This window comes from Vibrio sp. TH_r3, assembly GCF_033101115.1.
GTDB lineage: Bacteria > Pseudomonadota > Gammaproteobacteria > Enterobacterales > Vibrionaceae > Vibrio.
In genome coordinates this window covers 23,594-35,767 of record NZ_JAWMPW010000001.1, presented here as the reverse complement: position 1 = coordinate 35,767, position 12,174 = coordinate 23,594, and the positions used below count along the sequence as shown (strand labels likewise).

Below are 12,174 nucleotides of genomic sequence, written 5' to 3'. Positions count from 1 at the left end.
AGGTTAGAAGGATTGTTATCACATATGATCAGGTCTATTTTGACCTTGCTTCTATTATTCAGTAGTGGTTTGTTCGCAGCCGATATCACGATTAATGACTCTTTCAAACAGTTGAACTTGAAAGGATCACTGCACACCGCATTGGATATTCAGCGAAGTAGTGTCGAGCAAATACAAGTTTCAGCCATTTTTGAAACGAGTTTGTACCAACAATCTATATCTCCAAATAATGATGTTTATTGGTATAGGATCGACGTGTCTGCAAACCAACTTAATCAACCAAAAGCTCTAGTGCTCGTTTCGGAAAATCACCTGTTACAATTTTTGGATGTTTATCTATTCAAACAAGATCAACTAGTTAATAGTATAAAGCTCGGGGTTAACGACCGTCCGGTGTCACAAGCTATATATACTGGTGATGCTTTTCGGTTTTCCATTGATTCTAAACAAACCCTCACATTACTGATTCGAAAACAGAGTGATGGGCCTGTGATAATGCCCTTGAGTTTAATGGACGAGCAAACCTTTAAATATACAGAATTCGCTACATTATTTCTGTGGGGCTGTGCGATTGGGATATTCCTTGCGTTAGCTTTATATAATGGTTTCATTTTTTCATTGAACCCTAATAGCGCTCAATATGCATGGTATATGCTATTTCAGTTATTTATGTTTCTCCAATTTGCGCCATTGCATGGATTTGGCTATTTGATTATGCCTGATGCACTTTGTCGTTGGCTTGCTAATCATATGGGGGTATTACATTTATTAACTGGTTGGTGTGCGTTGATGTTTGGCCAACACTTTATTGATATTAAGAAGTTTCAACCTAGAATTGGATGGCTAATTGATAAAAGTAAGTGGGTTTTCCCTGTCGTATTGGTAGTAAGTTACAATTTGCTTGAGCTGCAACGTATGCTCATCAATATCCCATTTATTATTATTGTTAGTTATGTTTGTATTTCTACAGCTGTAATTGCATTGAAACAGCGATATTCCCCCGCATCATATTATCTACTCTCTTGGTTGTGCACCGTTACTGGTGCAACCTGTGGTTATCTTACTTATATTAATATATTGCCGCAAAATATCATTACCATGCACAGTTTTCTTATTGGTTCACTAGCTGAACTGTACTTATTGTCGATTAGTTTAGCTAAAAGGTTGCAATATCAAGAAAAACAAAAGAAACATCAAAGATTAATCGACCAAACTTTGAATTTGCCTAATCAGAACTTTTATCAGCATGTAGCTAAGGAGCAGTTTATTGCCCGAGGTATAGATTTGAAGCGTATTAAATTAGTGTTGATTTACTTAGAAGGTGTCGATCACCTTATTAGTGCATTAGGTACAGAGAGAGTAACATCTGAACTTAATAATCTTTACCATAACATATCAAGTAAGGTGTCCGATTTACCATGGCACATTGATCTGGTTTTAGACAAAAAGTATTTTTGTATCTGTATTCCTCCTCAGCAAGTGCTGCTGTTTGTTACCGATGACCAAACGGCTGAGAAGCAAGTAGAGCAATTGTTAGCTATATGGGAACAAGGTTTAACAGACAGCCGCTATTTAGCCGATCTACATATGACGTCATCAAGTTCGCGGTTGCTTAATTCTGAAGACGATTTTCCGCAGTTGCACCAAACGGCTTATCTCGCCCTATTAGAAGCTCAAAAACGTGGCCTGAAATGGCTACCGTTCAATCAACAAATGACTGAGAAAGTCGAGAAAAATGTTAGAATTCATCAATTGTTAAAAGAAGCATTAGCTCGACAAGAACTTGATGTTTATATACAACCTCAACTCGATCTTACGACCAATAAAGTCATTGCGGGGGAAGCGTTGATGCGTTGGTTCCATCCTTCTTTGGGTAGAGTTGCACCGAGTGTATTTATTCCAATCGCCGAGCAGGGGGGTCTACTGCATGATTTGACTCGTATTGCATTTGAAAAAATGTTTGCTTGGTTACATCAGCATCCTATGAGTATCAACTTGTCTATCAATATTTCAGTGCTCGACTTGCAACAAAAAGATTTTGTAGATTTCTTGCAAATTACTAGTGAGAAATATTCAGTCGATGTAGGGTGCATCACATTAGAAATTACGGAGTCTCAAGATCTAGATAATTCTGTAGAATTATTGAATAAAGTTAAAGAAATTAAAAACTTAGGTTTTTCTATCTCAATCGATGATTTTGGGACGGGTTACTCGTCAATGGCTTACCTTAGCCAATTAAATATTGATGAAGTAAAAATTGATATGATGTTTGTTAAAGGAATTCAAGATAACACTACGAATCAAACGATTGTAAAAACGTTATTAAATATGGCCGACGCGCTTGGTGCGCAAGTGGTTATTGAAGGAATAGAAACGGAACAAGAGTTGCTAATGATAAGAACACTAGGAGGCAGCGTCGGGCAAGGCTATTTTTGGTCTCCTGCTATTGCTATGGATGAGTTTGAGAAGCGATTTCTTTAGCCACAAAGTGACGGGTACTATTGGCTAGAGGTGTCACGCTTGAAGGCGAGTAACCGAAGCGTTTTTTAAAAACATTACTAAAGTGAAATGGATCCGAAAAACCGAGTTCAGTTGCTACTTGAGATACGTTTTTATTTCCGCGTTTTAGTACACCCAGTGCAATGTCGATTTTCAATTGAAGATAATAGTCTTTGGGTGACCTGTTGGTATGGGTCAAAAATTGCTTACGCAAATGTTGTTCACTGCAACCAACAAATGTTGCCATTGATTTAACTTGCCAATTCTCCGACAAACGATGGTGCATTTCCTCTATAACAAACTTTACATTATTATAAGATTTGGAGTGAGGTTCGTGGTTTAACATTGTAAGCCATTCATAAAATATTTTATTAAATAATGCTGCAGCATAAAAACGAGCAAGTTTTTCTTTTTGTTCTAACGTATTGATAAGTTCATCAAATTGAATTTCGAAATGTCTATGATTGTCGATCTGGATCACTTTTTCTTTAGGTATTAATTTATAAATTTCTGGCTCTATATATATTTCTATCCAAAATAGCTTCCAAATTAAGCCATTACATTGATAGCTTTTTATTGTTTTAGGATCTAGAAATGTCAAGTTATTACCAAGCGTTTTAATTTCTCTTTTGTCATTTAATCTTATGATTCCATTGCCTTTTTCTGTATATATTATCACTAGTGTGTTATCAGAAAAAGGCAGTTTTCTATCTCTTGGCCAAGCGTTGATATAACTTTCGTCACCGGTTACATCCCAAAATGAACGGATGCTAACACTGCTGAACTTCACATTTTTAGTAATAACTAATGGTTCATTCTTCATAGTTTCGTTTTTTACATTCATTGGTTCGTAACGTACATAGGATGATGTATTAAATTAAATTATATTTCCATAGGTAAACAAAAAGATAATTATCTTTGTGATGGAGAGTAGACATTAAGTACTCATTCTGAATGAAGTGATTGTTTATATAAAAAAAACAAATAAATAATAACGTACCTACACGGAGAGTAAAAAATGATAGCAATGGTTTCATTCATATCGTTTACTCTTTTAGTTGCTTGGATTTCATACAAAGCAACAAAAGAGGAAAACCTCAATCAAACAACTGGCTATTTCTTAGCAGGGCGCAGTTTGCCTTGGTTTGTTATTGCTGGTTCTTTATTTTTAACCAACATTTCTGCAGAACAACTTACCGGATTAAATGGTAATGCATTTATGAACGGTGCAAATGTAATGGCTTGGGAAACTGTCGCAGCCGTGACGATGATTGTGCTGGCGGTGGTATTCCTGCCAAGGTTCTTAAAAGGTGGTGTTGCAACTGTTCCTCAATTTCTTGAGCTTCGCTATGGTAAGCGTATGCGTTCGGTCGCTTCGTTTATTTTTATTTATGCAATTGTCATCGGTTTTCTTCCATTTGTTTTGTATGCCGGAGCAATTACGCTAGGTAAATTGTTCACTGTTTCAGATATTTTAGGAGTAAGTGAAAATGCAGCGACATGGATTATGGTTATTAGTCTAGGTATTACTGGCGGAGTTTATGCGGTATTTGGAGGATTAAAAGCGGTAGCGGTTTCAGATACCGTCAATGGGGTTGGTTTACTTTTTGGTGGATTCTTAGTTCCAATTCTTGCCCTTTATCAATTAGGCGATAGCAGTATAGCTGATGGCTTTAATATTGTTATCAGTGAGTCGCCAGAGCGCATGGCTGCGGCAGGCATCGGTGAAGGCGCTTCTGTACCTTGGCATACACTTTTCTCTGGTATTTTACTGATCAATTTATTCTATTGGTGTACTAACCAAGCTATCGTTCAACGTTCGTTAGGGGCTAAAAATTTAGCAGAAGGACAAAAGGGTGTGCTCGCTGCCGCTATGATGAAAGTGTTTGGTGTCGCTATGTTGGTCCTTCCAGGCATCATTGCTTGGCATATGCATCAAAAAGGTATGATTACCGTACCGACACAAGGTATCACCGATGCAGGTGAAGTTATTTTAGCCAAAGATATGGCGTATCCAACTTTAGTACGTGAAGTGATGCCATCTTGGCTAACCGGATTCTTCGGTGCAGTGTTATTTGGTGCTGTGATGAGTTCATTTAACAGTGGAGTGAATAGCATTTCAACCTTGGTGAGTTTAGATATTTATAAACAGATAATTAATCCGACCGCCGATGATTTAAGTGTGGTGCGTATAGGGAAAATCTTTGGTTCAGTAACCATTGCCATCTGTGTTTGTATTGCTCCTTGGATCGCTCAATCGGATGGTTTGTATACGTTAATGAGAACCATTATGGCGGTAATTAATGTACCAATTCTAACGGTTGTTTTGGTTGGTGTGGTTTCTAAACGAACACCTGCATTAAGCGCATACATTGCATTGCCAATCGGCATGTTAACTTTTTTTATCGCTAATTTTGTACTTAAAAATGACTTCGGTTGGTTTCAATTACATTGGTTGCATACTGTTGGTCTGAATTTCTTATGGATGGTGGCTATTATGATGCTTGTGCGATATATCAAACCTATGGACACTCCTTACCAACAAAAAGCCACAGATGAAGTTGAAGTTCAACCATGGAAACATGCGACAACAGCAAGCTGGACAATTATCGCTATGCTGGCTGTACTTTACACCGTTTTTTCTAACATCGGTATTTTAGGTAGTCAAGGAAGTGCGATTAAAGTGGTGGCAGTCTTGATAAGTGTGGCGGCGATTTGTTATGGAATACATCGGTTGATTCAGAGGAAAACCCAACAGAATGTCATTGCAGAAAAACTGACCTAACAAAAAGCTTACTTAACTAGGGCAGGGATCTAAACCTGTCCTTTTACCTACATTTAATTATCAACTTATTGGCTTCTATTTTGGATATATATGATGAATCAAAAATTCTTAAAACCTAAACTGCGCGAAGGTGGCTACAACACGGATCCTTCGGTCAAGAAACCTAACATGATTTTCATTACGGTTGATATGATCTCACCAGATTGTTACTTCGATAATCGACCACTTTCTCAAGTAATTAATACACCAAATATTAATGCAATAGCGAAAGACGGAACACGTTTTACACGTACGTATACGACTAGTCCTTTATGCGGTCCAGCAAGAGCTGCGATGTTTACTGGTATGCATCCACCTTACTTAACCAACGGTGAACGTGCACCATCTGGTTCGCAAGTTGATTTACGGGTAAGCGATACAATTTTTCAAGATTATCTTAAATCGGAAGGCTACGTGATGAAACACTCTGGTAAGTGTCACGTTGGTGTGGATAAATTTATTGGTACTTTTGGTGAAAACTTACACGCTTGGGATCGTTGGGGGCCACCATTAGCCGATGATGATCGATACCTTGATTTCATTGATGATATGGCAGTGAAATTACCACGTTATCGTCATGAGCTTAAAGGATTACGCGTCGATAGAGAAACGCCTGCCAATTCATTTGGCGGTTGGATAGAGCAACAAGACGGTTCAGATTTTCCCAAAGAGGCACATTATTCTACGTTTCTTGCCGATCTCACGGTTCGTCAAATAAAAGCAGCACGAAGACAAGAACCTAACCAACCATTTTTCGCACAAATAGACTTTTTTGATCCACATCAACCCTATTCGATACCTAGTGGTTTTGAACAAAGGTACCAAGAGATTAAACGTGCGGTAAAACTACCTGCGAGTTATCTCGGTCTTGAGCAATCTGATCAAATGCCAGATAACCCTATTTATCATCTGTACCGAAAATATTGGGGTATGTACGATGAACAGACCGTGATTGATTATATTGTCGGTCATTTACTTCAAGTTGAAGTGATTGATTATGCGGTTGGTCGTATTATTAACTATCTTAAAGCCGAAGGTCTTTGGGATGAGAGTGTGGTGGTATTTTCTGCGGACCATGGCGACATGAATGGTCGTCTGGGAATGGCAGATAAAGGTGTGTATTTCCAACCAGATATCTTTGCTATTCCGTTATATTTAAAACCGCCAAAATCAGCTCTACCAGTGGCCAAAAATGTCGATACCGTATGTTCTGCATTGGATATAGCGCCAACATTACTCAGATTTGCCGGTATAGATAAACCTTGCCATATGGAAGGAAGTGAGTTGTTGAAAGTAGCAAAAGGGCAGGATAGAGATAAGTTGGAACCGGTATTTCAAACGGGCATGCATGTAGGTATGAACCTAGGCGCGGGTATTCGCATCGAACTAATGGGAAAAGAGTGGTTCTATGGCTATAACGTATCAACTGGTTATCAAGAACTTTATGATGTTGATGCCGATGTTCAAGTTAATCAGTTTTACCAAACTGTCGGCATAGAGTTGCGTCCGCAGTTGGTAAATAAAATGGCTGAAGTGTTAAGTTCAGATCCGCGCTGGCGTGGCTATTGGGCTTCATATCGTCTTCACAATATGGAGTATTTGTCTGAGGACGCTAATAATGATATGCAGATGCTTAAGCCAATCTATTAATTGACTTCAAGCAATGGTCTTCTCCCAAATCAATATAACGGTCTGCGATTGAACAAGAATAAATACAATCCAGCTGGGAGCAGACCTTTTTCCTTGACGATGCATAAGAGATCAGTGATTCAAAATTCAGCTAGTGCTATTCACCTCTACACCACTCTTTTTAAAAAATAGGTTTATTCTTATTGTTAAAATAGAATGCCGTACTGATGGCAACGAATAAAAAAGTAAAGTAATAAAAGAAAGAAGAAAGCGAAGCTAAGAAGTCAATATGCTGTTCTATTTGTTGTTCAGTGTAATTATTAGAAAGCAGTTTATAGTAATAAGCATACAAGATACCGATAGATCCATAGCCAAGATTAAACATTAACCCCTTAAAGCTTAGTACCGTTGCTCTATTGTGTGATTCGGTCTGTTTATTAAGGTGGTAACTAATGAAAATATTCATTGTCATAATAATAAATATTAAGATTAGGGCAGGAATTACTCCGTAAATCGACCAACCTAAACTTATCCCATAGTAACTCGCAATACAGGCGAACCCCATCACTGCAATGAACTTTTTAGGCTCCATGCTTTCTGCTAATCGACGGCTTTGCGCGGCTAAAATAATCTTGAGTAAACTTATCCCTGCGCCAATTAAACCGAAATAAATAATTGGTATGTCGATAGCCTTATAGTATTGGCTGTTCATGGTTAAAAACATTCGAGACGTGTGTTCGAACAAGCTGTAATAGAGCAAAATAAATAGTACATAAGGGGTAGAAATTACCCACTTCCCTGTGATTAGTGTGAGTTTTAAACTGGCAATTGTGGTGGATATTTTATTGTGATTATGTGGTAAGTGTTTTTGCTCTTCTTCCATATTGAACGCTGAATAAATGGCAACCATAGCGACAATCAAGGTAGCATAAACCGGGATGCGCATGATTTCCTGCGTGCTTTCGGGTTCTGTTAAGCCGAGTATATGATAAATGTGAGCCATTACGTTTACGTCGTACATGGCTGCGCCCAGTAAGGTGACAAAAATGCCGATACTAGAGGAAAGACGAAGTTGGATTTGTAGAACTCTTGGCCATAATTCTTCTTTGCCTTGTTCCTTTAAGGTGTCATAAGCTAAGGCTTCATCGGCACCGCTTGCTAAAGCCATGGCTAAGCCACTTAATATTCGGTTAATCAAAAAGACAACGAAGACCAAAGAAGGGTTGCCAGTAGGAACGACAGCGATCATGGTAATTTCAATAAACATGACAATTGAAGACAGTATCACCAGTTTTTTACGTCCCAGAGTATCGGCAAATGCACCGGATGGAACTTCCGCTAGAACAATGGTTGCGGCCCAAACTACGTTAAGCATGGCAAATTGAGACAGACTTAAACCGTAGTCTAAGTAGAGCAAGGTAAATACTGGATAATAAAAACGTGCAAAGTAGCTGCTTCGAAACATTAAGAAGTAGCGTACATTACCGATTTGAAGAATTTCTTTAAGCGTCATGAAAAATACAAAACTTTAAATTATATAAGATCATGTATATACCTCTTTTACTCAATAGTAAAAGGTCAGTTGTTAAACTGTCGAGTTTTAGCCATAACGTTCACTGTTCTGATTGAATAACGAGAGGTACAATTTCGTGGGTTTGTGCGGTTGTTAAACAAGACATAGACAAAAGAAAAAGCGATAGAGTAATAAACTCCACTGCCCGAATGATCGAAGGTATATTGAATAGTTTAGAAACTATATAATGAACTCACTGCTATCTATATTAAGTAAGCGACCTATTCCTTCACCGTATGCAGGATCGGCTTTGAAACAAGGTCTTAAAACGGAATAGACCACCGCTTTGAATTATTGAATCAACATCAACAGTTTTCTTCATTGAAGCCATAAATTGAGCAGCATACACAACGCCCAATGCGTATCAAAGGAAATAGCAAAATGCGCCGTCTGTCTAGTGCAGAATGTAACTTGCATTCTAAGTTGGTTATTTCTTTGTTACTGTCTCAGATAATGCTCGTAGTTTACATGTTCAACATCTTGTACAGCTAGTATGATTTAGATATACTTGTTCAGTAAGTTGTACATATGGAGGCTCTATGAGAATCGTATCTTTTACAGAAGCACGTAATGGTCTAAAAGCCGTTTTGGATGGTGTCGTCAACGATGCAGACACAACTGTTATTACAAGACGTGATACTCAGGATGCTGTTGTGATGTCCCTTGATTATTACAATAGTCTTATGGAAACCGTTCACCTGCTACGATCCCCTGCTAATGCGGAACATTTAAGTCGCTCAATCGAGCAATACAAAAATGGAAGAGTAACTCAGCGAGATTTAGTTGATGAATGACAGGTTGTTGGTGTGGACCGATGAAGCCTGGGACAGTTATGTATATTGGCAAGGGCAGGATAAAAAGACTCTTCGGCGCATAAATAAGTTGATAAATGATGTTAAGCGCTCACCATTTGAAGGTATCGGGAAACCTGAACCTTTAAAAGAAAACTTAACGGGATTTTGGTCTCGCAGAATCGACGATACTAATCGGTTAGTTTATGCAGTAGATGAAGGCAGTATTACTATAATTTCATGTAGATATCATTACTAACAGATATTTTTGCATGCGAACATTTGCTCGCATGCATACTACTTAATTACAAGTAACGACTTTTTAAATGAGGACTTAAAATGATCAGCATTTAACGTTTCGCCAGTCGCAGATTTAACCAACTCATCCGTGGTCAACAAACTCCCTTTACTCCAAATATTTTCCGATAACCAAGAGAAAATAGTAGAGAGGTTACCAGTTTGAATTATTGAATCAACATCAACAGTTTCTTCACTGAAGCCATAAACTGAGCCGCATACATCGCACTTAATGTATAGGAAGGGAAATAGCCAAATGCGCCATTGTCTGGTGAACAGTGATCACTAAAGTGTGTGGGTAAATTGAGGTCGTATTTGCCCACAGCGTAATCCTGACATAAGATTTCTGTATAACTTTTAGTGAGGTCGCTATGAACAAGACTCATACAATGTCGCAACGTGCAGAAAAAGACTGCCTTGGTAATCCCGATGCATTTAAAGGAGGTTGTGTCGTAACAAAAAATGGTACGGCAGAACTATATATTCAAACAGCGGAGAAAGAGAGCAGGAAGAAAGGGTTCTCCATCTAGAGCGGCAAGCAAATGCGCTATTAAAATTGGCTATGATGGCTAAAGAAGATGTTGTTGTTGGTCGTGTTCATTCAAAAGAGCAGGTGTTAGATCGCCTTCGCGCTGCAAGGAGCTAACTCTTGGAAGTTGTTTTTACTGAAATGGCGGTTAACAGTTTATTAGAAATGGAATCTCTTGGCGTTGAAAATGACTCCGAAGAGCAAGTGGCAGTATTTACCGATGGTTTAGTAGATCGGAATTTTGATGCGATCTCTGAGAATCCTGAACGTTACAGATTCAACGCAATACTGTTAGATTTTGGCATTAAGTTTCAGGAAAGGTCAGATAGTTCATATCGATGCTTATATGAAGTAATCGATAATAAAGCTTATGTGGTGCTTATTTTGAATACCAAGTAAGATCTGATTAGCGCTCTATATCGGCATCAGATAATCAAGAATTTCAATTAGATAAATTAGTTTAATGAGAGGACAGTCTAACAGACCGTTCTCTCAAGGGTTCGTTACAGATAACGACTTCTCAAATGCGCTTGAAAGTGATCAGCATTTAACGTCTCACCAGTTGCAGATTTAACCAACTCATCCGTTGTTAAAAGACTTCCCTTACTCCAGATATTTGTCGATAACCAAGAGAAAATAGGGGATAGGTCACCACTTTGAATTACTGAATCAACATCAATAGTTTTCTTCATTGAAGCCATAAATTGAGCAGCATACATCGCACCTAATGTATAGGAAGGGAAATATCCAAATGCGCCATCGGTCCAGTGAATATCTTGCATGCAACCATTTTGGTAATTGTCTTTAGTGGTTAATCCTAAATAGGCTTTCATTTTTGTATCCCATAACTCCGGTACATCGGAATAAGAGATTTTTCCGTTAATCAGATCTTTCTCAATTTCATAACGTAAAATCACGTGAGCAGGGTAGGTTAACTCATCTGCATCGACACGGATAAAGCCTTTTTCAACTCTGGTGTATAGTTTTTGTAAATTACTTTTTTCAAAAACAGGATCATTTTTACTCTCGAACGATTTTGCCGCCATTGTGGCTAAGTGAGAAATGAAATGATCATTTCTACCGATTTGCATTTCAAAAAAGAGTGATTGAGATTCGTGGATCCCCATTGAACGAGCCTCACCCACTGGCAACCCTGCTAATGCTTTTGGCAAACCTTGTTCATATCGTGCGTGTCCTGTTTCATGGACTGTCCCCATAAGTGATTGAACAAAGTCATTGCTATCGTAACGTGTGGTCAAACGAACGTCAGTTGGAACCCCACCACAAAATGGATGAACACTTTCATCTAGCCGACCATGAGTAAAATCAAACTGAAGTAACTTCATTACTTCAAGCCCTAATGCTTTCTGGGTACTGCTACTATAGTGACCATTCGGTTTGATAAGAATATCTGATTTTTGTTGGTCGATTGCGTTATCTATTAGGTCCGGTAACCAGCTGCTTACGTCACTGAACAAGCTATCTAAAGCGTTGCTGGTCGTCCCTGGTTCATAAAGATCCAGCATGGCATCATAACGGCTAACCCCTGTTGCTTCGGCTCGGATTTGCGCTTCTTCCTGAGATAAAGCGACGACTTCTTGCCAGTTTTTTTGGAAGCCAGACCAATCATTTTGTTCACGTTGAGTTCTCCAAGCATGTTCGCATCGAGAGCCTGCTAGTGATTTTTTCTGCACTAACTCTTCTGGAAGAACATTCGCTTGCAACCAAGTACGTTTTAATTCACGTAGGCTGGCTTGTTGCTCGATGCTGAGTGACTCGTTTTTCGCTTTATCGAACCATTCGGCCAATTGTGGCTCTGTCATAAGTTTATGAATATGAACAGATAACTCTGCCATTGCTTCAGAACGCGCTTGATTGCCGCCTGTTGGCATTACTGCAGCCTGATCCCATCCGCAAATAGCGGCAAGGTGATTGAAGTGAGCAATTTTTTTTGAGTGAGTTTCGAGATCTTTGTAAGCAGACATAATAGTAACCAAAATACGAAAAAAATCAGTTTATCATTGTTATATTA

The 12,174-nt window shown here is 38.6% G+C and carries 10 protein-coding genes and 2 pseudogenes; 7 read left to right on the top strand and 5 right to left on the bottom strand.

What is annotated here, in order from left to right:
• Window positions 1–24: 24 nt before the first annotated feature.
• On the top strand, window positions 25–2,481 hold the full coding sequence (locus tag R3X26_RS00155) for an EAL domain-containing protein (RefSeq protein WP_317715097.1): 2,457 nt from the start codon (window positions 25–27) through the stop codon (window positions 2,479–2,481).
• Here the strand turns inward: R3X26_RS00155 and R3X26_RS00150 are convergent.
• Window positions 2,450–3,322: an AraC family transcriptional regulator gene (locus R3X26_RS00150; protein WP_317715096.1), complete on the bottom strand. Its 873-nt coding sequence runs from the start codon at window positions 3,320–3,322 to the stop codon at window positions 2,450–2,452. The two genes, R3X26_RS00155 and R3X26_RS00150, sit on opposite strands and share 32 nt — an antisense overlap.
• A 195-nt stretch (window positions 3,323–3,517) precedes the next feature.
• Here R3X26_RS00150 and R3X26_RS00145 point away from each other — a divergent pair, with 195 nt between their 5' ends.
• The gene (locus R3X26_RS00145) at window positions 3,518–5,284 is read left to right on the top strand and encodes a solute:sodium symporter family transporter (protein ID WP_317715095.1); all 1,767 of its coding nucleotides are present in this window, start codon (window positions 3,518–3,520) and stop codon (window positions 5,282–5,284) included.
• A 90-nt stretch (window positions 5,285–5,374) separates the two neighbouring features.
• Window positions 5,375–6,973, top strand: a complete 1,599-nt coding sequence (locus R3X26_RS00140; RefSeq protein WP_317715094.1) for a sulfatase-like hydrolase/transferase — start codon at window positions 5,375–5,377, stop codon at window positions 6,971–6,973.
• A gap of 160 nt (window positions 6,974–7,133) precedes the next feature.
• Here R3X26_RS00140 and R3X26_RS00135 read toward each other — a convergent pair whose 3' ends face one another.
• Entirely contained in the window at window positions 7,134–8,465 is a 1,332-nt protein-coding gene (locus R3X26_RS00135; RefSeq protein ID WP_317715093.1) for an MFS transporter, read from the bottom strand.
• A gap of 307 nt (window positions 8,466–8,772) precedes the next feature.
• Window positions 8,773–8,919, bottom strand: a pseudogene (locus tag R3X26_RS19050) (carboxypeptidase M32); the annotation flags it as partial.
• Window positions 8,920–9,064: 145 nt separating this feature from the next.
• On the opposite strand from R3X26_RS19050, the gene R3X26_RS00130 reads away from it, so the two are divergent.
• A complete protein-coding gene (locus tag R3X26_RS00130) occupies window positions 9,065–9,319 on the top strand; it encodes a type II toxin-antitoxin system prevent-host-death family antitoxin (protein ID WP_317715092.1) in 255 nt (84 codons plus the stop codon).
• Window positions 9,312–9,575 (top strand): Txe/YoeB family addiction module toxin, encoded by a 264-nt coding sequence (locus R3X26_RS00125; protein WP_317715524.1) that lies wholly within the window; start codon window positions 9,312–9,314, stop codon window positions 9,573–9,575. The genes R3X26_RS00130 and R3X26_RS00125 overlap by 8 nt, the downstream gene beginning before the upstream one ends.
• A 46-nt stretch (window positions 9,576–9,621) precedes the next feature.
• Here the strand turns inward: R3X26_RS00125 and R3X26_RS00120 are convergent.
• Window positions 9,622–9,879 (bottom strand): annotated as a pseudogene (locus tag R3X26_RS00120) (carboxypeptidase M32); the annotation flags it as partial.
• Between the two features lie 105 nt (window positions 9,880–9,984).
• On the opposite strand from R3X26_RS00120, the gene R3X26_RS00115 reads away from it, so the two are divergent.
• Window positions 9,985–10,143 (top strand): hypothetical protein, encoded by a 159-nt coding sequence (locus R3X26_RS00115; protein ID WP_317715091.1) that lies wholly within the window; start codon window positions 9,985–9,987, stop codon window positions 10,141–10,143.
• Window positions 10,144–10,262: 119 nt separating this feature from the next.
• Window positions 10,263–10,541, top strand: a complete 279-nt coding sequence (locus tag R3X26_RS00110; RefSeq protein WP_317715090.1) for a type II toxin-antitoxin system RelE/ParE family toxin — start codon at window positions 10,263–10,265, stop codon at window positions 10,539–10,541.
• A 104-nt stretch (window positions 10,542–10,645) separates the two neighbouring features.
• Here R3X26_RS00110 and R3X26_RS00105 read toward each other — a convergent pair whose 3' ends face one another.
• Window positions 10,646–12,127 carry a carboxypeptidase M32 gene (locus tag R3X26_RS00105; protein ID WP_317715089.1) on the bottom strand — a complete coding sequence of 494 codons (1,482 nt, stop codon included), beginning with the start codon at window positions 12,125–12,127 and terminating at the stop codon, window positions 10,646–10,648.
• Between the last annotated feature and the right edge of the window lie 47 nt (window positions 12,128–12,174).